The 19945-nt window shown below is 66.4% G+C and carries 20 protein-coding genes and 1 pseudogene; 14 read left to right on the plus strand and 7 right to left on the minus strand.

What is annotated here, in order from left to right; translation table 11 throughout:
- Window positions 1-2 precede the first annotated feature (2 nt).
- From HZY97_RS08775 to HZY97_RS08795, 5 genes are all read right to left on the minus strand, one after another.
- Window positions 3-566, minus strand: a complete 564-nt coding sequence (locus tag HZY97_RS08775) for a hypothetical protein (RefSeq protein ID WP_180142633.1) — start codon at window positions 564-566, stop codon at window positions 3-5.
- 4 nt (window positions 567-570) lie between these two features.
- Window positions 571-987 (minus strand): hypothetical protein, encoded by a 417-nt coding sequence (locus HZY97_RS08780; protein ID WP_180142635.1) that lies wholly within the window; start codon window positions 985-987, stop codon window positions 571-573.
- A complete protein-coding gene (gene sufB / locus HZY97_RS08785) occupies window positions 984-2447 on the minus strand; it encodes a Fe-S cluster assembly protein SufB (protein WP_180142637.1) in 1464 nt (487 codons plus the stop codon). The genes HZY97_RS08780 and sufB overlap by 4 nt, the downstream gene beginning before the upstream one ends.
- Complete coding sequence (locus HZY97_RS08790; protein ID WP_180142639.1) at window positions 2447-2869, minus strand: SUF system Fe-S cluster assembly regulator; 423 nt, start codon at window positions 2867-2869, stop codon at window positions 2447-2449. The genes sufB and HZY97_RS08790 overlap by 1 nt, the downstream gene beginning before the upstream one ends.
- Before the next feature lie 62 nt (window positions 2870-2931).
- Window positions 2932-3843: a helix-turn-helix domain-containing protein gene (locus tag HZY97_RS08795; RefSeq protein ID WP_180142641.1), complete on the minus strand. Its 912-nt coding sequence runs from the start codon at window positions 3841-3843 to the stop codon at window positions 2932-2934.
- Between the two features lie 271 nt (window positions 3844-4114).
- Between HZY97_RS08795 and HZY97_RS08800 the strand changes: the two genes are divergently transcribed.
- The 3 genes from HZY97_RS08800 (at window position 4115) to HZY97_RS08810 (ending at window position 8712) form a co-directional block, all read left to right on the plus strand.
- Entirely contained in the window at window positions 4115-5089 is a 975-nt protein-coding gene (locus HZY97_RS08800) for a quinone-dependent dihydroorotate dehydrogenase (protein ID WP_180142643.1), read from the plus strand.
- An 85-nt stretch (window positions 5090-5174) separates the two neighbouring features.
- Window positions 5175-6890: a gamma-glutamyltransferase gene (ggt, locus tag HZY97_RS08805; protein ID WP_180142645.1), complete on the plus strand. Its 1716-nt coding sequence runs from the start codon at window positions 5175-5177 to the stop codon at window positions 6888-6890.
- Window positions 6891-6930: 40 nt separating this feature from the next.
- Window positions 6931-8712, plus strand: coding sequence for a long-chain fatty acid--CoA ligase (locus HZY97_RS08810; RefSeq protein ID WP_180142647.1), 1782 nt, complete (start codon window positions 6931-6933; stop codon window positions 8710-8712).
- Window positions 8713-8884: 172 nt separating this feature from the next.
- Here HZY97_RS08810 and HZY97_RS21120 read toward each other — a convergent pair whose 3' ends face one another.
- Window positions 8885-10027 (minus strand): M16 family metallopeptidase, encoded by a 1143-nt coding sequence (locus tag HZY97_RS21120; RefSeq protein ID WP_373684333.1) that lies wholly within the window; start codon window positions 10025-10027, stop codon window positions 8885-8887.
- A gap of 522 nt (window positions 10028-10549) precedes the next feature.
- Window positions 10550-11836, minus strand: a pseudogene (locus tag HZY97_RS21125) (M16 family metallopeptidase); the annotation flags it as partial.
- A gap of 215 nt (window positions 11837-12051) precedes the next feature.
- Between HZY97_RS21125 and HZY97_RS08820 the strand changes: the two are divergent.
- From HZY97_RS08820 to HZY97_RS08870, 11 genes are all read left to right on the plus strand, one after another.
- Window positions 12052-12837 (plus strand): aspartyl/asparaginyl beta-hydroxylase domain-containing protein, encoded by a 786-nt coding sequence (locus tag HZY97_RS08820; protein WP_180142651.1) that lies wholly within the window; start codon window positions 12052-12054, stop codon window positions 12835-12837.
- A gap of 49 nt (window positions 12838-12886) precedes the next feature.
- Window positions 12887-13153, plus strand: a complete 267-nt coding sequence (locus HZY97_RS08825; protein ID WP_257214964.1) for a hypothetical protein — start codon at window positions 12887-12889, stop codon at window positions 13151-13153.
- A 73-nt stretch (window positions 13154-13226) separates the two neighbouring features.
- Window positions 13227-13799, plus strand: coding sequence for a NifU family protein (locus HZY97_RS08830; RefSeq protein ID WP_180143174.1), 573 nt, complete (start codon window positions 13227-13229; stop codon window positions 13797-13799).
- Between the two features lie 29 nt (window positions 13800-13828).
- Window positions 13829-14422: a malonic semialdehyde reductase gene (locus tag HZY97_RS08835; protein WP_180142653.1), complete on the plus strand. Its 594-nt coding sequence runs from the start codon at window positions 13829-13831 to the stop codon at window positions 14420-14422.
- 1 nt (window position 14423) lies between these two features.
- Window positions 14424-15053 carry a tRNA (adenosine(37)-N6)-threonylcarbamoyltransferase complex dimerization subunit type 1 TsaB gene (tsaB, locus tag HZY97_RS08840; RefSeq protein ID WP_257214988.1) on the plus strand — a complete coding sequence of 210 codons (630 nt, stop codon included), beginning with the start codon at window positions 14424-14426 and terminating at the stop codon, window positions 15051-15053.
- Entirely contained in the window at window positions 15050-15526 is a 477-nt protein-coding gene (locus tag HZY97_RS08845; RefSeq protein ID WP_180142656.1) for a GNAT family N-acetyltransferase, read from the plus strand. The genes tsaB and HZY97_RS08845 overlap by 4 nt, the downstream gene beginning before the upstream one ends.
- A gap of 109 nt (window positions 15527-15635) precedes the next feature.
- Window positions 15636-16049 carry a MucR family transcriptional regulator gene (locus tag HZY97_RS08850; RefSeq protein WP_180142658.1) on the plus strand — a complete coding sequence of 138 codons (414 nt, stop codon included), beginning with the start codon at window positions 15636-15638 and terminating at the stop codon, window positions 16047-16049.
- Window positions 16050-16153: 104 nt separating this feature from the next.
- Window positions 16154-16576 carry a Fur family transcriptional regulator gene (locus HZY97_RS08855; protein WP_180142660.1) on the plus strand — a complete coding sequence of 141 codons (423 nt, stop codon included), beginning with the start codon at window positions 16154-16156 and terminating at the stop codon, window positions 16574-16576.
- 103 nt (window positions 16577-16679) lie between these two features.
- Entirely contained in the window at window positions 16680-17465 is a 786-nt protein-coding gene (locus HZY97_RS08860; RefSeq protein WP_180143175.1) for a 1-acyl-sn-glycerol-3-phosphate acyltransferase, read from the plus strand.
- 125 nt (window positions 17466-17590) lie between these two features.
- On the plus strand, window positions 17591-18925 hold the full coding sequence (miaB, locus tag HZY97_RS08865) for a tRNA (N6-isopentenyl adenosine(37)-C2)-methylthiotransferase MiaB (RefSeq protein ID WP_180142662.1): 1335 nt from the start codon (window positions 17591-17593) through the stop codon (window positions 18923-18925).
- Window positions 18926-19080: 155 nt separating this feature from the next.
- Complete coding sequence (locus tag HZY97_RS08870; protein ID WP_180142664.1) at window positions 19081-19944, plus strand: GGDEF domain-containing protein; 864 nt, start codon at window positions 19081-19083, stop codon at window positions 19942-19944.
- Window position 19945 lies beyond the last annotated feature (1 nt).

Genomic DNA, 19945 nt, shown 5'->3' on the forward strand with positions numbered 1-19945 from the left:
GTTCATTCCTTGGGCCCGAAATTGGGGCCCTTGTCTGTGTCATCGCGTTTCGGTTCATTGCCCGTGGTGAAGCGCACCACCGGGCCGTCCGAAGCGGGGTTCACCGGCGGCGCGATCTTCTTGACGCGCTGGCGCTCGGTCTCGCGGCTTTCCTCGGTATTTTCATTGGGGCCGATCGTAGTGGCGGAGAGCACCGGCTTGGGCTGGACCAGCTTGGGGATCTCGAAAATTCCCGGCTTGCCCGCGGCCGGCGCGAGCGGTGACGGCGCGCCGATCGCCGCGGCCTGATCGAGCACGGTCATCTCGGCGCAATCGGTCACTTCATCGGCGGTCTTGGCATAGCAGACCGGCGTCGCCTGGCAGGCCGTGGTGTCGCGTCGCTGGCTGCCGCTTGAGATCATCACCCGGCAGTTGCGCAGCTTGCCGTCCGCGCCCTTGTCGAACAGCATCGTGGTCCGCCCGAAGCTGGCGCGCACGACGATCTGCGCGTCGTCTTCAACGGGCGTGGCGACGGCCTGCGTCGCGGGGACGTCCTGGGCGAAGAGAAGGGCGGCGAGCAGCAGCATCGGATCAGGCAGCAATGATCCGCACGCGGATGGTGCCGGGTACGAACTGGGCTCCGACTTCAACCAGCTTGCCGTCCGGCAGCTCCCACATCGCCTTGAATGCAGTCCCGGCCGGTGCCGCGAGCACTATCGAAGTCGCGTCTGCCTGTTCGGCGTCGAGCAACGGCTGAACCTGCTTCCACCAGCTCTTCGGAAAGGGCTGGCCGTTCATCCTGAGATTACCCTCGGCATAGCTCGCCTCGCTGAGCGCGCGGCACGCCTGGATCGCAGCGTCGAGCGCCGATTTGCGCGCGACCATGTCGGCCGCCACGGCGCCCAACCTGGCAGCGATGCAGCTGGTTTGGCTGGATACGATCGGCAGATGCGTCTTGTTCGACACCGCAACGCCACCGCTCGCCAGTGCGATCGCAAACAGCATCATCCGACCGACCCCTCCAGCGAGATCCCCAGCAGCTTCTGCGCCTCGACGGCAAACTCCATCGGCAGCTGCTGCAGCACTTCCTTGGCGAAGCCGTTGACGATCAGCGCCACCGCGGCTTCCTGGTCGAGCCCGCGCTGCATCGCGTAGAACATCTGGTCCTCGCTGATCTTCGAGGTGGTCGCCTCATGCTCGATCTGCGCGGTCGGGTTCTTCACCTCGATGTATGGCACGGTATGCGCGCCGCACTGGTCGCCGAGCAGCAGGCTGTCGCACTGGGTGAAGTTGCGGACATTCTCGGCGCCTGCATTGACCAGCACCTTGCCGCGATAGGTGTTGTCGCTGCGCCCGGCGCTGATGCCCTTCGACACGATCGTCGAGCGCGTGTTCTTGCCGATGTGCAGCATCTTGGTGCCGGTATCGGCCTGCTGGCGGCCATTGGTGACCGCCACCGAATAGAATTCGCCGACCGAGCCGTCGCCCTTGAGCACGCAGCTCGGATACTTCCAGGTGATCGCGCTGCCGGTCTCGACCTGCGTCCAGCTCACCTTCGAGTTCCGCCCCTCGCATAGGGCGCGCTTGGTGACGAAGTTGAAGATGCCGCCGACGCCATTCTCGTCGCCCGGATACCAGTTCTGCACGGTCGAATATTTGATCTCGGCATCGTCCAATGCGACCAGCTCGACCACAGCGGCGTGGAGCTGGTTCTCGTCGCGCATCGGCGCGGTGCAGCCCTCGAGATACGAGACATAGGCGCCCTTGTCGGCGACGATCAGCGTGCGCTCGAACTGGCCGGTATTCTCGGCATTGATCCGGAAATAGGTGCTCAGCTCCATCGGGCAGCGCACGCCCTCGGGAATGTAGACGAAAGTGCCGTCGGAGAAGACCGCCGCGTTCAGCGCCGAGAAGAAATTGTCGCGCACCGGCACCACCTTGCCGAGCCACTTCTTCACCAGCTCGGGATATTCGCGGATCGCCTCGCTGATCGAGCGGAAGATCACGCCGGCTTCCTCAAGCTCCTTGCGGAAGGTGGTCGCGACCGAGACGCTGTCGAACACCGCGTCGACCGCGATCTTGCGCGCGCCCTCGACGCCGGCGAGCACTTTCTGCTCCTCGATCGGGATGCCGAGCTTCTCATAGGTCCGCCGGATCTCGGGATCGAGATCGTCGAGGCTGTTGATCGTCTTCTTCTGCTTGGGCTCCGCGTAATAATACGCGTCCTGATAATCGATGTGCGGGATCTGCAGCTTGGCCCACTCGGGCAGCGTCATTTCCTGCCAGATGCGGAACGCCTTCAGCCGCCAGTCGAGCATCCACTCGGGCTCGCCCTTCTTGGCCGAGATGTAGCGGACCGTGTCCTCGTTCAGCCCCTTGGGCGCGAACTCCTGCTCGACGTTCGAGGCAAAGCCCCATTCATATTTCTTGTTGGCGGCTGCGAGCGCCTCGGCGTTCTTGGTGGCCATCAGGCAATCTCACTCACATTTGCGCTCAAACTGGCAAGGCTCACGCTCGCGAGCGCGCCCTTTACTGCGCCGTTGACGACATTCCAGTGCGGTTTTACCCGGCAGGTCTCCTCGACGCAGCAATCATGCTTGCCGCCATCGACGCACGCAGTGAGCGCGATCGGCCCCTCGACTGCCTCGACGATGTCGGCGAGGCTGATCGCCGCGGCCGGACGCGCCAGCCGGAAGCCGCCGCCGGTGCCGCGCGCGCTTTCCAGCAGCCCGGCGCTCGACAGCCTGCTGACCAGCTTCTGCACGGTGGGCAGCGGCAGCCCGGTCTCCTCGGCAAGCGTGGTCGCGTTGAGCCGGCACGTCGCGCCGCAATGGCGCGCCGCCGCGGACATCATCACGACTGCATAATCGGCAAGGCTCGATAGCTTCACGCAGTTCCTTCGCTGGCCCTTCGGACCAATCGGACAAATTCGTTCCGATTGGGCAAATGGGCTCAGCGGCGGCGAAGGTCAACCGATTCGGGGATCACATCGGGCAGGAAGTGGAAGGTTTCGTTGTCGAGCGTCACCGCCAGCACCGGATCGATGCCCGCGCGCAGCGACGTCGGGGTGTGCCCGGTGAAGTGCCGCACTTCGTTGATCATGTGCGACTGGTCGGAGAACGGCTCGACCACCTCGTCCACCGACGCGCCCTGATAGAGGCGCATCGCCGCACCGATCGCGCGGAACTTGCGCTTCAGATGCGCAGGCGACCCGGCGAAGTAATCCTTGCACAGCCGCTGCACCTGGCGCTCGCCGATGTTCGAGCTCTGGCGGATCCGCACATAGAGATCATCGATCGTCGGGTCCTTGGTCGCCGCCCATTCGCGGACGGCACGCAGGAAGACGAGGTGCGCCTTGGGCACCGGCTTCACTTCATACTGGCGCAGCTTGAGCAGCGGCTCGATCGCGTCGACCATCTCGTCGAGCGTGTCCATCTTGTGGAGGCGCTGCCACAGCATCGGCGCCTGCTCGCAGAACAGCTTCTCGCCGTCGATCAGGTGATCGGTGACCTTGTAGGCGGGGATGCCGATCAGCGCCTTCCAGCCGATCGCGCGCAGCGACACGCCGAAGCAGTGGAAGGGTCCGCGGAAGCGATATTGGGCCGCGGCGGTGCCGGGGCCGTTGATCATCACCTTCTTGGTCGGCTCGGTGCGGCCGTCGGGGAAGGTCACTTCGCCCTCGCCGCGGATCACGAAGCGGAGCTGGCCGAGGTCGACGCGCTCGACACCCTCGATATCGTCCGCGTCGTGGCGATAGAGATAATAGGATTCGACGTGCGGGAGCAGCGCGCCTTCCGCCTTGCGGAATTCGATCTGCGGCCGCGGATCGCGGTCATTTTCTGCGGCCGGCTGGGCCGTCGTCATCCTGGGTGCGCCCCGCATGTTTACCCTGCTCGATCCGAGTATTTCCCCTCCTCGGATTCTCTTTTCTTGGCGCAAATGTACCGGATAGTCGCCAAATAGAAAAGTGGCCCGGCCAGCCGAAGCTGGACCGGGCCAAAAGGAAAGGGTTCCCCCATTGAGCGGAAACCCCTCGGGTCGCAGTTCTCGTCTAGCCGGGGGCCTGCCAAGCGTATTGGAAGGAATCGACATACGCATCTTTACGGAGGGAAAATCCGATGCGAAGGCCATGCCCATGGCCTATAGCTTCCGCTCCGCGCTCTTCGCCCTCGACGCCGAAAGAGCGCACCGCGCCGCGATCCGTGCGCTCGCGCTCTGGGGCTCGCTCGGCACCGCTTTTAGATCCGAAATGGTTGAATCACCCGTCCAATTGGGAGGTTTGACCTTCCCGAACCGAATCGGGCTGGCCGCCGGGCTCGACAAGGACGCCGAGGCGATTCCGGGCCTGTTCGCGCTCGGTTTCGGCGCGGTCGAGGTCGGCACGCTCACCCCGCGCCCGCAGCCGGGCAACCCCAAGCCACGGCTGTTCCGGCTGGTCGAGGACGAAGCGGTGATCAACCGCATGGGCTTCAACAATGGCGGGATCGACGCCGCGCTCGCGCGCATCGCCAGGCTGGGTCCGCAAAAGGGCATGCTCGGCATCAATGTCGGCGCCAACAAGGACAGCGACGACCGCGTGGCGGATTATGCGACCGGCGTGGCCAAGGCGGCAGCGCATGCCGATTACATCACGATCAACGTCAGCTCGCCCAACACGCCGGGCCTTCGCGATCTCCAGTCGCGCCCCGCGCTCAACGAGCTGCTCGCCGCCAGCCACGCCGCGCGCGGCAAGACGCCGATCTTCCTGAAGGTCGCCCCCGATCTCGACCGCGCCGGCCTCGAAGGCGCGATCCGGGCGGCGCTCGACAACAGGATCGACGCACTGATCGTCTCGAACACCACCATCTCGCGCCCGCCGCTCCGCTCCGCCCATGCCGGTGAGGCCGGCGGGCTTTCGGGCAAGCCACTCACCGAACTGGCGCGGAGCAAGCTGGTCGAGGCGGTCGAGATCGCCGCCGGCGCGCTGCCGCTGATCTCGGCAGGCGGGATCGACAGCCCGGACGAGGCAAGGCGCCGCGTCGATGCCGGCGCGACTTTGGTCCAGGTCTATTCTGCCCTGGTCTACAAGGGCCCCGGCCTGCCCCGCGCGATCGCGAAGGCGCTGGCCTGAGACTCCCCGCCCATGCGGCCGCGGCATGGCCTCGCCAAATCCGCCGCGCTTGTTGACCGGCGCGCCTGCCGCTACGGCTTGGCACATGAAGAAGCTGATCCTGCTGTTCGCGTTCCTGTTCACGCCGGTCACGGCATTCGCACAGGGGGTGGTGAGCGCCGCGGACCCGCGTGCCGCTGCTGCGGGCACCGAAATCCTGCGCGAAGGCGGCAGCGCCACCGATGCCGCGATCGCGACGATGCTCGCGCTCAACGTGGTCGAGCCGCAGAGCGCCGGCATCGGCGGCGGCGCCTTCTTCCTCCAGTACGACACCAAGACCAACAAGATCCGCACCGTCGATGGCCGCGAGGCCGCACCGATGGCCGCGACCGATCACTGGTTCTACGCCGACGGCCAGCCGCTCGACCACCGCGCCGCGGTGCCCGGCGGCCGCAGCGTCGGCGTGCCCGGCACGCTGCGCGCGATGGCGCTCGCGCATAGCCGTGGCGGCAAGCTGCCCTGGGCCAGGCTGTTCGCACCCGCGATCAAGCTCGCCCGCGACGGCTTCACCGTCTCGCCGCGCCTCGCCAATGCGCTGCGCAGCTATGCCCCGCATGTCGATGCCGGCGTGAAGGCGATCTATTATAGCGCCGACGGCACTCCGCTCGCCGCGGGCGCACACGTGACCAACCCGGCCCAGGCCGCCTTGCTCGAGCGCGTCGCCAGGTTCGGCCCCGACAGCTTCTATGTCGGCCCGCAGGCCGAGAAGCTCGTGCAGACCGTCAACAACGCCGCGCGCAACCCCTCGAAGATGACGACGGGCGACCTCGCCTCCTATGCCGCCAAGGACCGCCCGGTGCTGTGCGGCAAATATCGCGGCTACAAGATCTGCTCGATGGGCCCACCCTCCTCGGGCGGCGTCACCGTGCTGATGATCCTCGCGCAGCTCGAGCGCTTCGACATGGCCAAGCTCGGCAAGGACAATCCCGTCGCCTGGCACCTCTTCGCCGAGAGCTCGCGCCTCGCTTATGCCGATCGTGACCTTTATGTCGGCGATCCGGACTATGTGCAGGTGCCGATCGCGGGCCTGCTCGACCGCAACTATCTCGCCAGCCGCTCCGCGCTGATCCATCCCGACAGCTCGATGCCGAAGATCGAGGCCGGCCTGCCTCCCGGTGCGCCCAAGCGGGTCAAGTCGCAGAGCCAGGAAGTCCATGGCACCACCTCGCTCTCGGTGGTCGACACCGCCGGCAACATCGCCCAGGTCACCACCACGATCGAGAGTCCGTTCGGCTCGGGGCTGTCGGTGGACGGCACGATGCTCAACAACGAGCTCACCGATTTCGACATCGTGCCCGAAAATGGGGGCTATCTCGCCGCCAACCGTGTCGAGGGCGGCAAGCGCCCGCGCAGCTCGATGGCGCCGACGATCGTCTATGGTCCGGACGGCAAGGTCCGCCTCGCGATCGGCGCCGCCGGCGGCTCGACGATCATCGCCCAGGTCTCGAAGGCGATCGTCGGCGTGATCGACTGGAAGCTTTCGGCGCAGGACGCCATCGCGCTCGGCCTGCTCTACGCGCCCAGCCAGATGGCCGTGGCCGAGAAGGGCACGCAGCTCGATGCGATGATCCCGGCGCTGCAGGGACTGGGCGAAAAGGTCCAGTCCGCGCCGCTCGGTTTGAAGATGAACGCCGTCGAGCGGGTCAAGGGCGTCTGGACCGGCGGCGCCGATCCGCGCAGCGAAGGCGTGGTAATGGACCAACAGGGGCGTACGACCGTTATTCAGCGCGTGGGCGCGCAGCCGAACCGGCCGTCGGAATAAGCGGGACGCTCCAAAGGAGCGCCCGGAACTAGGAGTGGGAATGCGCAAGCTCGAACGTTTCGACAATCTCGTGCAGATGTTCTTCGTGCGCGCCAGGGAGAAGGGCGACGCGCCGTTCCTGTGGCACAAGGAAGGCGGCAAGTGGCAGCCGACCAGCTGGGCCGAGGCCGCGCGCCAGGTGGCGAGCCTGTCCGCCGCGCTCACCGCGCTCGGGCTGAAGCGCGGCGACCGGGTGATGCTCGTCTCCGAGAACCGCCCCGAATTCTGCATCAGCGACCTCGCGATCATGGCCGCGGGCTGCGTGACCGTGCCGACCTACACCACCAATACCGAGCGCGATCACCAGCACATCATCGAGAATTCGGGCGCCTGCGCGATCATCGTCTCGAACACCAAGCTGGCCAAGACTTTGCTCCCCGCCGCGATCCGCGCTTCCACCGCGCGGATGATCATCGGCATCGATGAAGTCCGCGTCGCCCAGCAGGGCAGCCTGGAATTCCATGACTGGAACGCGCTGATCGCCAAGCACGACACCGATCCGCGCGGCGTTTCCTGCACCTTCCGGCGCGAGGATCTGGCCTGCATCATCTATACGAGCGGCACCGGCGGCTCCCCGCGCGGCGTGATGCAGCATCACGGCGCGATCCTGTGCAATGTCGAGGGCTGCTGCACCGTCATCTCGGAGGATTTCGGCTGGGAGGACGAAGTGTTCCTCTCCTTCCTGCCGCTCAGCCACGCCTATGAGCATACCGGCGGGCAATATTTCCCGATCGGGCTCGGCGCGCAGATCTATTATTCCGAAGGGCTGGAGAAGCTCGCCTCGAACATCGAGGAAGTCCGCCCGACGCTGATGGTCGTCGTCCCCCGCCTGTTCGAAGTGCTGCGCACGCGCATCGTCAAGCAGGTCGAGAAACAGGGCAATTTCGCCAATTTCCTGCTCGACAAGGCGGTGGCGATCGGCGCCCGCAAGGCAGCGGGCAGTTCGGGCATCGGCGACCTGCCGATGAACCTGCTGCTCGGCGCGACGCTCAAGCCCAAGCTCTCGAAGAAGTTCGGCGGGCGGATCAAAGCGATGGTCTCGGGCGGCGCGCCGCTCAATCCCGAAGTCGGCATCTTCTTCCAAAGCCTCGGCATCACCTTCCTCCAGGGCTATGGCCAGACCGAAGCCGCGCCGGTGATCTCGTGCAACCGGCCCAAGGCGGGGCTCAAGATGGACACGGTCGGCCCGCCGCTCGAGGGCGTCGAGGTGCGCATCGCCGAGGATGGCGAGATACTGGTGCGCGGCGAGCTCGTCATGCACGGCTATTGGCGCAATGAAGAAGAGACCAAGCGCGTCCTCAAGGACGGCTGGCTGCACACCGGCGACATCGGCCTGATCGACGCCAAGGGCCGCATCCAGATCACCGACCGCAAGAAGGACATCATCGTCAACGACAAGGGCGACAATGTCGCGCCGCAAAAGGTCGAGGGGATGCTCACGCTGCAGCCCGAGGTCGTCCAGGCAATGATCGCCGGCGACAAGAAGCCCTATATGTCCGCGGTGCTCGTCCCCGATCCCGAATGGACCGCCGAATGGTGCGCGCACACCGCCACACCATGCAACTTCAAGGACCTGGCGCACGACCCCGATTACAAGGCGGCGCTCGCGCACGCAGTGGAGCGGGTGAACAAGGACCTGTCGGTGATCGAGCGCGTGCGCAAGTTCATCGTCGCCGACGAGCCCTTCACCATCGAGAACGAGCAGCTCACGCCGAGCCTCAAGATCCGCCGGCATGTGCTGAAGGCGGTCTATGGCGAGCGGCTGGACGCGTTGTACAAATAGGCAGCGCGACCTGACGTCGCACCTTTACCCGTCATCCCCGCGAAGGCGGGGATCCAGAGTCGCGAAGGACGTCGCACTGTTACTCTGGGTCCCCGCCTTCGCGGGGATGACGGTGAAAAGAAAAGGGCCGGGGATCGCTCCCCGGCCCTTTTGCTTTCTCAAAGCCCAGGCCTCACTTCTTCTCCGGCACCACCTGGAGCGACCAGTCCTTGTCCGGGCGCAGATACTTCATCGCCAGGCTCTGCACGTCGGTCGGCGTCACCAGCGAATAGTCCCTGGCCAGCGTCTCGACCGAGTCGATGCGTGCCTGATCATAGGTGCCGCCCTCGACGAGCCGCATCCAGAACATGTTGCCCGACGACATGCGCAGGATCTGCTGCTTGAGCGGGGTGATTGCGCGGTTGAGCTCGTCGGCGTCGATCGGCTTCGCCACCAGGTCGGCGGCGATGCCGCGCACCAGCGTGAAGAAGAAGTCGACCTTGTCGGGCGGGACCATGCCGAGCGCGAGGATCTTGCCCCCCGTCGGCAGGCCGAGCGGCCACTGGCTCGCGACCTGGGGCGAATAGCTCGCGCCGGCCTGGCTGCGCAGCTGGTCGAGCAGCCGGTCGCGGAACACCGCCGCCAGCACTTCCAGCTTGCGGCTCTCGGTGATCCCGCCATCGGCGGTGCCCCCGCCGGTCGGCCAGGCGACCACGGCCGCGGCCTGGTTGGGCTGGCCCTTGTGGGTGAGCGTCACCGGCTTGTCGACATGCGCGGGGAAGGTCACCGGCGCCAGCGGCGCCTTGCTTGCCGTCCGCGGCTTGAGCGCACCGAAGGTGGCGGCCACGGCCTTCACTGTCGCCTCGGCATCCATGTCGCCGAACACTTCGACTTCGATCGGCCCGGTCGCCAGCAGCGGCTCCCAGAACTTGCGGAAGCTCGCTGGCGTGGTTGCCTGGATCGTCGCCTGGCTCGGGATGCCCCAGCGCGGATCGCCATTGTGGAGCAGCCGCTCGAGATCGCGGTTGAGCACTGCGTCGGGCGAGGCCGAGAGCCCGGCATAGCCCGAAAGCGTCGCCACCTTGGCGCGCGTCACCGGATTGGGATCCCAGCCCGGCGCAGCCAGCTTGCCCGCGAGCAGCTTGAGCTGGTCGAGCAGATCGTCCTTGGTGGTCTGCGCCTTCAGCGTGAAGGCATCGTCGTCCACGTCGAAATCGGCGCCGATCTGGCGGCGACCGGTGAGCGCGTCGAGCTCCTCCTGGCCATATTTGCCGACGCCGCTCGCCATCAGCGCGCCTTCGCCGGCCCAGGCCGGCGTGAGTGCCTTGTTCGACATGCCCGAAAGGCCGTTGCCGAAGCGGACATTGACATAGACCTTGCCGGTTTCCGACGGGTCCTGGCGGAGCAGCAGCGTCACGCCATTGGCGAAGACCAGCTTCTCGATCCCGGTGCCCGGCAGCACGCCCTCGCGGGTCGCGACCTTCCCCGGCACGCCGAGCTTGGGCAGCGCGTCGAAGCTGACATTGCCGACCAGCTTGCGCTTGGCGTTGGCCGCGACATTGGCCTCGAGCGCGGAGGCCACCTTTGCGGTGATCGCCGGATCGGGGGTGTGGAGGTTGACCATCGCGCGCGTCGCGGTGCCCTGGAACACCGTCTTCGACGAGGCGAGCACCGTCGCGGGGGTGAACATCTTGCCGTCCACCGCGCCCTTGAAGATCGCGTAGGAGAATTCGGGCGTGGTCACCGTCTCGTTGATGTCGACGGCTTCGGCGAGGTCGTCGGCGAGCTTGGCCCCAGCCTCGACCGGCGCGGTGTTGATCCGCTGCTTCATCGCCGCTTCGATCTCGGCGACTTCGCGGTCGATCTCGGCCTGGGTCGGCGGCGTCGCCTGCGCATCGGCGATTACTGCGCGCACGTCGCGCAGCGCGGCTTCCCAATCGTCGCCGACCGGGAGCACCTGTACGGTGGTGATGTTGGCCGAGCGCGCGATGTCGCTCAGGTCGGCGCCGGCGGCGATAAACGTGCCGCCCGTGCGCGCCCGGGTTTCCAGCCGGCGGTTGATGATGCGGATCGCAACCAGGTCGATCATCCGCTTCTGGTTGAAGATCACCGTGTCGCCATCGACCGTCCAGGGACGGACGATCGCCATGGTGGTGAGCACCGGCAGCGCCGGCTCGACGATGCTGGCCGACACCGGCTTGCCCTCAACGGGCTTGCCGAAATCGGGGCTCGGCACCGCGGGGCCGGTGCCCTTCCAGTCGGAGAAATGCTTGATGATCAGCTGCTCGAGCAGCGCCGGATCGACGTCGCCGACCGCGATGACGGTGGCGCGCTCGGGGCGGTACCAGCGGTCATGGAAGGCCTGCACCGTCGCGGGCGTGCCGCCGGTCAGCGTCTCGACCGTGCCGATCGGCTCGCGCGTGGCAACGAGCTGGCCGGCGAACATCAGGTCGAGCATCGCGTCCTGCAGCCGCACCTGCGGCCCGGGCTGCTCGCGCTGCTCGGCGAGCACCACCGGCCGTTCGGAATCGAGGATCTTCTGGGTGATCTCGGGGCCGGACATCATGCCCGCCAGGATCTTGAAGCTCTCGTCGAGCCCTGCCGGCGTCGCCGTCGGCAGGTCGAGCTTGTAGGTCGTCGCGGTGAAGGTCGTACTCGCGTTCGAGTCGGAACCGAAAGTCACGCCAAGGCGCTGCCAGATGCGCTTCGATTCGCCGTCGGGCACGTGGACCGAGCCGCGGAACGACAGGTGCTCGAGCAAATGCGCGAAGCCCCGCTCGCTGTCCTGCTCCATCAGCGAGCCGACATCCATGCGCACGCGTACCGAGACCTGGCCCGGCGGCACGCCGTTCTTGCGGACGGCGTAGCGCAGCCCATTGGGAAGCCGCCCGAATTTCCAGGCATCGTCATGGACGAGATCGCTCTTCTCGTAGAGCCACGGGTCCTTGGCGGTCTGCACGGGCCGGCCGGTGGTCTGCGTGTCGGTCACGCCCGGCGGATTGGTGTTGGTCTGCGCCTGGGCCGGCAGGACCGGCGAAACTAGGACGAAGGCGAGAAGGGCGAGCGGTGCGCGCTGGAAGGGGTGCATAGCGGTCCATCTAAGGGCGAAGCGCCGGGCATGCCAGCGCGAACCTTTCCGCCACATGTACGGCGGCCTGTCATGAAGCGGCCCTTGTGCGCCGCGCCGGGGCCATGTTTTCGACCAATCCCCCGGCTAGTCGAAGGGGGTGCGGGCACAGACTCGCCGTCGAACAGGTGGTGTAACAAGCAAGGTAGTTTGCAGTGAAGGTCGAGCCGAGCGCTGGGGGCAGCGCAATGTGGCGGGACGCGGGCGAAGTCCAACCCACGCAAGCCCGGGAAATGATTCCCGATCTGACGGTGATGTCGGGCGCGACGATGCCCGATGCGCCGCTGCGCGCCGAGCGTGACCGCCCTTTCCTGATCAAGCATGGCAAGCATCTGCGCGGGCTGTTCGACAGGTTCATCGCACGCTTCTCTCTCGTCTCCACCGATCCCGTGCTCGACGTGCGCGATTTCGCCTGGACGCAGGCGCTGCGCGCCAATTGGCAGGCGATTCGCGCCGAGGCGATCGCCGCCGCCTTCGACCAGCATCCCGCGCCGTCGCTCTCGATGATCTCCCCCGATCACCGCGCGATCGCGCCGATGCACAAATGGCGCAGCTTCTTCCTCTATGGCTATGGCTATCTGGTGCAGGAGAATCTTGATCGCTGCCCGGTGACCACCGCGCTGGTCGAGGCGATCCCGGGGCTCAACAGCGCCTTCTTCTCGATCCTCGCGCCCGGCACGCATATCCCGGCGCACCGCGGCGTCACCAAGGGGCTGATCACCTGCCATCTCGGCCTGATCGTCCCGCGCAACGGCGATGCCCGGATGCGGATCGACGACCGTGTCGTCCGCTGGGCCGAGGGCGAGACTCTGGTGTTCGACGATACCTATGATCACGAAGTGTGGAACGACACGAGCGGCACCCGCGTGGTGCTGCTCATCCAGTTCCGCCGGCCGCTGCGCCAGCCGGGCCGCTGGTTCGTCGACAAGTTCCTCGCCTGGATCCGCCGTTCGGCCTTCGTCCAGGACGCGCGCACCAACCTGATCCGCTGGAACAGGGTGGTCAATTCGACCAATTGAAGTGCCCCGGCCCCGCGCCCACATGCGCCCGCGAAAAGGAGTTGCCGACATGGCTACCGAACACGCCAAGGCCTGGGCCGAATTTCGCCGGATGCTCGTCTGGATCGCGCTTGCCGGCGTGCTGATGGTCGCGGGCGCGCTCTGGTATCTCTCGCTCTACGATGCGCTTTATCCCTCGGCGATCGCAGCGACGGTGGGCGGCGTGTTCATCTCGACCCTGCTCGGCTGCGGCCTGTTCGCCGCCGCCTTCTTCAGCGACAAGAGCGGCCACGACCAGAGCGTGACTGACGCGACCACGCACGAAGACAAGCCATAAGCCGCAACCGGGGAAACCCTTCGTTTCCCCGTTCCAGCTTGATCCGTGACCGCCGAGCGCCCAAATGGCCACCATGCTGATCGAGACCGAAGCCACGCCCAATCCGGCGACGCTCAAATTCCTCCCGGGCCGCCCGGTGATGGAAGTGGGCACGCGCGACTTTGCGAGCCCGGAGGAGGCCGAAGCCTCGCCGCTCGCCGAGGCGCTGTTCACTCTGGGTGACGTGACCGGCGTCTTCTTCGGCCGCGACTTCATCTCGGTGACGATCGCGCCGGGATCGGACTGGCGCGACGCCAAGCCCGACGTGCTCGGCATCCTGCTTGACCATTTCGCTGCGAACATGCCGCTGTTCCGCACGGCCTCGGCCGGCTTCAGCGTCCCCGCCGAGAGCGCCGACTTCGGCGACAACCCCGAAGACGCCGAGATCATCGAGCAGATCAAGGACCTGATCGAGACGCGCGTGCGCCCCGCCGTCGCCAATGACGGCGGCGACATCGTCTATCGCGGCTTCGACCAGGGCAAGGTCTACCTCCAGATGCAGGGCGCCTGCGCCGGCTGCCCCAGCTCGACCGCGACGCTCAAGAACGGCATCGAGCAGTTGCTCAAGCATTACGTTCCCGAAGTCACCGAAGTCCGGGCCGTCTGAGCCCAATCGCCTACGAAAGGACTGTTATAATGGCCCAACCGCTCGATGACGCGGCGCTGGATACGCTGTTCCGTACCGCGCGCTCCTATAACGGCTATACCGACGCCCCGGTGACCCAGGCGGACATCCACGCCATCTACGAGCTGCTGAAGTGGGGCCCGACCTCGGCCAACAACCAGGCGGCGCGCTTCGTGTGGCTGACCAGCGACGAGTCCAAGGAAAAGCTCGCCGGGCTCGCCAGCAGCACCAATGCCGACAAGATCCGCAAGGCGCCCGCCACTGTGATCATCGGCATGGACCTGGCGTTCAACGAGCAGCTCCCCTGGCTCTTCCCACACGCACCGACCGCCAAGGACTGGTTCCCGTCGGAAGAGATCCGCTACACGCACGCCTTCCGCAACTCGTCGCTCCAGGGCGCCTATCTGCTGCTCGCCGCCCGCGCGCTCGGTTTCGACACCGGCCCGATGTCGGGTTTCGACAACGCCAAGGTTGACGAAGCGTTCTTTGCGGACCAGCCCAATGTGAAGTCCAACTTCATCGCAACGCTGGGACATGGCGACCCCTCCACCATCTTCGACCGGCTCCCGCGCCCTGAATTCGAGCAGTTCAATCGCGTCCTCTGATCTGACTCTCGTCATCGAGACAGCGACCGCCGCCTGTTCGGTGGCGCTGCTCGATGGAGCGACCGTGCTTGCCGCCGCCCATGAAGTCGTGGGCCGCGGCCATGCCGAGCGGCTGGTGCCGATGATCGCGTCGCTGCCCGGCGAAGGCCGCGCGGCGCGCATCCTTGTCGATGTCGGCCCCGGCAGCTTCACCGGCGTGCGTGTCGGCCTCGCCGCGGCAGTAGGCCTGTCGATCGGCTGGGGCGTGGAAGTCGCGGGCTATTCGTCGCTCGCGCTGCTCGCCGCATCGGGCTTCGCCGCCGATCCGGGTATCGCCCAGCTTGCCGTGATACTCGAAGGCGGGCACGGTGAGGTGTTCATGCAGGCATTTCACTCCCAGCCGCTCACGCAGGACGGGCCGTTCCGCTCGCTCGTCCCCGCCGCCGCGCTCGAAGCGCTGGCCGGCCGACCCGCGTTCGGCAGCGGCGTGCGGCATCTCGCCGCGCTGTCCGAGAGCCTCGATCTGCGCGAGACCCTGCCCAGCGCCGCCGACGCCCGGCTGCTCCCGCCGGACTTCACCACCCTCCCCGCCCGCCCGATCTATGGCCGCGCGCCCGATGCCAAGACGCTCGCCGAGCGGGGCCTGGCATGAGCGGCACCGTCAATCTGGTCGAGCTGCGCGAAGGCGGATCGCAGGACCTCGCCAGCGTCAGCACGATCATGATGGACGCGTTCGACGCGCGCTATGGCGAGGCCTGGACCAGTGCGCAGTGCCTGGGGATGCTTTCGCTGCCCGGCGTGTGGCTGGTGATGGCCAGCATCGACGGGCGTGACGCCGGCTTCGCGCTCTCGCGCATCATCGCCGACGAGGCCGAACTCCTCCTTCTCGCCACCCGCCCCGCCGCGCGCCGCCGCGGCGTTGCCGGAGCGCTGCTGCGCGCCGTAATCGAAGAAGCGCGCGGGCGTGGAGTCACGCGAGTTCATCTGGAGGTACGCTCAGGAAACGATGCCGTATGGCTCTACCGTCGCGAAGGCTTCGAAAAGGTCGGCGAGCGGCGGGAATATTATCGTGGACGTAGCGGCCAGTTGTTCGATGCCCATACCTATGCCCGGGACCTCGACTGAGACTTGCGGACATCTGCAAGATTGATCTTGCGTTTGCCCCGAAATGGTCCGATAGCTTCTTTGCAAGAGGGAAGTTATAGTCTCGCTACATCGGGTCGAAAGGAAAAAAATGGAAACGCGCACTGAGATTGATGAAACGCTTGTTACATTGACGGCGGATATTGTTGCAGCACATGTCAGCAACAACAGCGTAGCGGTCTCGGACCTTCCGATTCTCATCCAGAACGTGCACGGCGCCCTCACCGGTCTTGGTCGCGCTGTCGCGGAACCTGAGGTCAAGCAGGAGCCTGCCGTTTCCATTCGCGCATCGGTGAAGCCCGATTTCATCGTGTGCCTGGAAGACGGCAAGAAGCTCAAGATGCTCAAGCGCCACCTGATGACGCACTATCAGATGACCCCCGAGCAGTACCGCGCCAAGTGGAACCTGCCGGCCGACTATCCGATGGTCGCCCCCAACTATGCCGAGCAGCGCCGCACCCTGGCGAAGAAGATCGGCCTGGGCACCAAGCGCCGCAAGCGCTGAGCTGCAACATCCTGAAATAGGAAAGGCCGGCCCGGAGCGATCCGGGCCGGCCTTTTCGTTTCCGGCATCTTCCAACTTGGCCGCGTTGACGTTACATCCCGCGCATGGGCCGTAAGATCGATCTCGAAGCGCTGTGCCACGAAAAGGGCCTGCGCATTACCGAACAGCGCAAGGTTATTGCGCGCGTGCTTTCCGATGCCGAGGATCATCCCGACGTCGAGAAAGTCTATGAGCGCGCCTCGGCAATCGATCCGGGCATCTCGATCGCCACGGTCTATCGCACCGTGCGCCTGTTCGAAGAGGCCGGCATCCTCGACCGTCATGATTTCGGCGACGGCCGCGCCCGCTACGAGCCTGCGCCCGAGGCGCATCACGATCACCTGATCAACGTCGAGACCGGCGAAGTGATCGAGTTCGTCGATCCCGAGCTCGAGCAGCTGCAAAAGCAGATCGCCGAGCGGCTGGGCTTCCGTCTGGTCGATCACCGGATGGAGCTCTACGGGGTCACGCTCGACCGCAAGAGCTGAGGTGCCGGGCGCCGGAGAGAGCCGGGCCGAGCGCGCCGCGCGCCGCCGCGAAGAGGCGACGCAGGGCCTCGACACCGCGCTGAGCTTCCGCGGCAAGTGCCGCATGGCCGGGCGGGTCGCGATGCTGGTGCTGGCGCTGCTGTTCTTCGTGCCGCTCCATTATCTCTTCCGCCTGTTCCGCCTGCCCTCGCCGTGGCCGCGCCATTTCCTCGGCACGGCGGCGCGCATCTGCGGCGCGCGCGTCCACCGCGTCGGCACGCATCTCAAGCGCGACGTCTTCTACATCTCCAACCATCTCAGCTGGATCGACATCCTTGCGCTCGGCGGCGCCAGCGGCACTGCCTTCATCGCCAAGGCCGAGATCCAGAGCACCCCGGTGGTCGGCTGGCTCGCCGGACTCAACCGCACCGTCTATGTGAAGCGCGAGAACCGGCTGGGCGTCGCCGAGCAGATCAACGAGCTGCGCGACGCGCTGGCCGAGACCTGGGCGATCACTGTCTTCCCCGAAGGCACGACCACCGACGGCAAGTCGCTGCTCCCCTTCAAGACGCCGATGCTGCGCGTGCTCGAGCCGCCGCCCCCCGGCGTGATGGTCCAGCCGGTGATGCTCAACTATGGCGCCGCCGCGGATGACATCAGCTGGATCGGCCAGGAGCGCGGGCTCAACAACGCCAAGCGCATCCTCAGCCGCAAGGGCAGCTTCCGCCTCGACGTCCATTTCCTTGAGCCCTTCCACCCCCGCGACTTCCCGGGCCGCAAGGTGATCGCCGCGGAAAGCCGGCGGCGGATCGAGGAAGCATTGGTGAAAGTGCTCGACCAGCCGCTGCGCCCCTTCCGCTTCGCCGAGGAAGCGATCGGCTACAAGCCGAAGCCTGCGCCAGCCGAATAACCATCACCGTCACCCTGAACTTGTTTCAGGGTCCAACCCTCCGCGGGCGATGCGCTCGCCTGTTGTGCCCTGGATGCTGAAACAAGTTCAGCATGACGAAGGATTTGGCTATAGCCCCGCCGATCATGAACGCCCCAAAGAATCCCAAGACCTTCCACGTCAAGTCGTTCGGCTGCCAGATGAACGTCTATGACGGCGAGCGCATGGCCGAGCTGATGGCCGCGCAGGGCATGACCGCCGCTGCCGAAGGCGAGGCCGCCGATCTCGTCGTCCTCAACACCTGCCACATCCGCGAAAAGGCGACCGAGAAAGTCTATTCGGACATTGGCCGCCTGCGGAAGGACGCCCGCGCCAACGATCGCGCCGAGCCGATGATCGCCGTCGCCGGCTGCGTCGCGCAGGCCGAGGGCGCCGAGATCGTCCGCCGCGCCAAGGTCGATGTCGTGGTCGGCCCGCAGGCCTATCACAACCTCCCCGATCTGGTCGCCAAGGCGGCGGCAGGCACTTCGACGCTCGACACCGACATGCCGGCGCTGAGCAAGTTCGGCGCGCTGCCGAAGCGCCGCAAGGTCGCGCCGACGGCCTTCCTCACCGTGCAGGAAGGCTGCGACAAGTTCTGCACCTATTGCGTCGTGCCCTATACCCGCGGCGCCGAGATCAGCCGGCCGTTCGCCGAGCTGGTCGACGAGGCGAAGAGCCTGGTCGATGCCGGCGCGCGCGAGATCACCTTGCTCGGCCAGAACGTCAACGCCTGGGACGACGAGGCCGGCACCGGGCTGCATGGCCTGATCATCGCGCTCGACAAGATCACGGGACTTGAGCGCATCCGCTACACCACCAGCCACCCCAACGACATGCGCGAAGGCCTGATCCGCGCGCATGCCGAGGTCGGGAAACTGATGCCCTTCCTGCACCTACCCGTACAGGCCGGCAGCGACCGCATCCTCAAGGCGATGAACCGCAGCCACAGCCGCGATTCCTACCTCAGGATCCTCGACCGCGTCCGCGCCGTGCGGCCCGACATCGCGCTGTCGGGCGACTTCATCGTCGGCTTCCCCGGCGAGAGCGACGCCGAGTTCGAGGAGACTTTGAGCCTGGTCGACGCGGTCGGCTATGCCCAGTGCTTCAGCTTCAAATATTCGCCCCGCCCCGGCACGCCCGCAGCGGAGATGAGCGACCAGTTCGTTGCGCCAGAAGTGATGGACGAGCGCCTCCAGCGCCTCCAGGCCGCGCTCAACCGCGACCAGCTCGCCTTCAATCAGGCGACGATCGGCAAGACCTGCGCGGTGCTGATCGAGCGTCAGGGCAAGCTCCCCGGCCAGATGCTCGGCAAGTCGCCCTGGCTCCAGTCGGTCTATCTGAACACCGACGCGAAGATCGGCGACATGGTCGACGTCGCAATCACCGGCGGCTTCGGCAATTCGCTCACCGGCGTGGAGCGCGTAGCAGCAGCCGCCTAGCTCCGGACGGCGGTCCGTTCGCCGCCTCCGGCCATCATTCCGACGTGTTAACGATTCCCGGCAAGTCTCGGGTAAGTTTCGTAAACCTAGCTGTCCCTTGTTCCAGCCCCGACCATCCGGCCGGGTGACAACGAGAACAAAGGGCCCGCAGCATTATGCGATTTTACCTCGCGACCCGTTTCCTTTTCCCCCGCCATTTCCACCTGCGCATCTTCGCCATCTGCTTCGCCGCGGTGCATCTGCCGCTGATCGCCTTCCTCGCCAGCCAGGCAGCGCTCGGCGAGTGGCAATGGCAGGTGTTTGTGCCGCTGCTCGGCGCCACGCTGGCCGGCACAGTCTTCGCGATCTATGCGCTCGGCGCGCTGCTCGCCCCGATCCGCCAGGCCTCGTCGATGCTGCGCCAGGTGCAGGACGGCAAGCCGATCACTGACATTCCCGCGGGCGGCCGCGACCTTGCCGGCGAGCTGCTCGACAGCGTCGGTCTCGCCGCGCTCGCCACCAACACGCGGATCAGCCAGCTGCGCGACGCCGCCGAGCGCGACCTGCTCACCGGCATGCGCAACCGCCGCGGCTTCCTCGATGCCGCCGCGCATCTGCGCACCGGCACCCGCGCTACCCTGGCCCTGGTCGACATCGATCACTTCAAGCGCGTCAACGATGTGTTCGGCCATGACGAAGGCGATCTGGTGCTCCAGGAATTCGCCCACCGCCTGACCGACACGATGCGCCGCTCGGACCTGGTCGCGCGCTGGGGCGGCGAGGAATTCGCGATCCTGATCCCCGGCATCGGCCCGCGCGAGGCGCAGGCGATGATGGAGCGGCTGCGCACCGCGCTCCACGCCGATCCGATCGGCCCCGATCCCGAAGAGCCCGTCACCTTCTCCTGCGGCCTCGCCTTCCTGCGCGGCCCCGACCAGATCGCGGTGGCGATGCAGCGGGCGGACAAGGCGCTCTATGCCGCCAAGCGCGGCGGGCGCGACCGGATCACGCTCGACGCCGAGTTCGCGTTGTCGGCCTGAG

The organism is Sphingomonas sp. R-74633 (assembly GCF_013416555.1).
In the GTDB taxonomy this organism is placed as follows: Bacteria; Pseudomonadota; Alphaproteobacteria; order Sphingomonadales; family Sphingomonadaceae; genus Sphingomonas.

Excerpts from the sequence above, each read along its gene's own strand:
- HZY97_RS08775 (WP_180142633.1), bottom strand. The coding sequence starts at position 566 with ATGCTGCTGCTCGCCGCCCTTCTCTTCGCCCAGGACGTCCCCGCGACG.
- HZY97_RS08780 (WP_180142635.1), bottom strand. The coding sequence starts at position 987 with ATGATGCTGTTTGCGATCGCACTGGCGAGCGGTGGCGTTGCGGTGTCG.
- sufB (WP_180142637.1), bottom strand. The coding sequence starts at position 2,447 with ATGGCCACCAAGAACGCCGAGGCGCTCGCAGCCGCCAACAAGAAATAT.
- HZY97_RS08795 (WP_180142641.1), bottom strand. The coding sequence starts at position 3,843 with ATGACGACGGCCCAGCCGGCCGCAGAAAATGACCGCGATCCGCGGCCG.
- HZY97_RS08800 (WP_180142643.1), top strand. The coding sequence starts at position 4,115 with ATGGCCTATAGCTTCCGCTCCGCGCTCTTCGCCCTCGACGCCGAAAGA.
- ggt (WP_180142645.1), top strand. The coding sequence starts at position 5,175 with ATGAAGAAGCTGATCCTGCTGTTCGCGTTCCTGTTCACGCCGGTCACG.
- HZY97_RS08810 (WP_180142647.1), top strand. The coding sequence starts at position 6,931 with ATGCGCAAGCTCGAACGTTTCGACAATCTCGTGCAGATGTTCTTCGTG.
- HZY97_RS21120 (WP_373684333.1), bottom strand. The coding sequence starts at position 10,027 with ATGTCGAACAAGGCACTCACGCCGGCCTGGGCCGGCGAAGGCGCGCTG.
- HZY97_RS08820 (WP_180142651.1), top strand. The coding sequence starts at position 12,052 with ATGATTCCCGATCTGACGGTGATGTCGGGCGCGACGATGCCCGATGCG.
- HZY97_RS08825 (WP_257214964.1), top strand. The coding sequence starts at position 12,887 with ATGGCTACCGAACACGCCAAGGCCTGGGCCGAATTTCGCCGGATGCTC.
- HZY97_RS08830 (WP_180143174.1), top strand. The coding sequence starts at position 13,227 with ATGCTGATCGAGACCGAAGCCACGCCCAATCCGGCGACGCTCAAATTC.
- HZY97_RS08835 (WP_180142653.1), top strand. The coding sequence starts at position 13,829 with ATGGCCCAACCGCTCGATGACGCGGCGCTGGATACGCTGTTCCGTACC.
- HZY97_RS08845 (WP_180142656.1), top strand. The coding sequence starts at position 15,050 with ATGAGCGGCACCGTCAATCTGGTCGAGCTGCGCGAAGGCGGATCGCAG.
- HZY97_RS08850 (WP_180142658.1), top strand. The coding sequence starts at position 15,636 with ATGGAAACGCGCACTGAGATTGATGAAACGCTTGTTACATTGACGGCG.
- HZY97_RS08855 (WP_180142660.1), top strand. The coding sequence starts at position 16,154 with ATGGGCCGTAAGATCGATCTCGAAGCGCTGTGCCACGAAAAGGGCCTG.
- HZY97_RS08860 (WP_180143175.1), top strand. The coding sequence starts at position 16,680 with ATGGCCGGGCGGGTCGCGATGCTGGTGCTGGCGCTGCTGTTCTTCGTG.
- miaB (WP_180142662.1), top strand. The coding sequence starts at position 17,591 with ATGAACGCCCCAAAGAATCCCAAGACCTTCCACGTCAAGTCGTTCGGC.
- HZY97_RS08870 (WP_180142664.1), top strand. The coding sequence starts at position 19,081 with ATGCGATTTTACCTCGCGACCCGTTTCCTTTTCCCCCGCCATTTCCAC.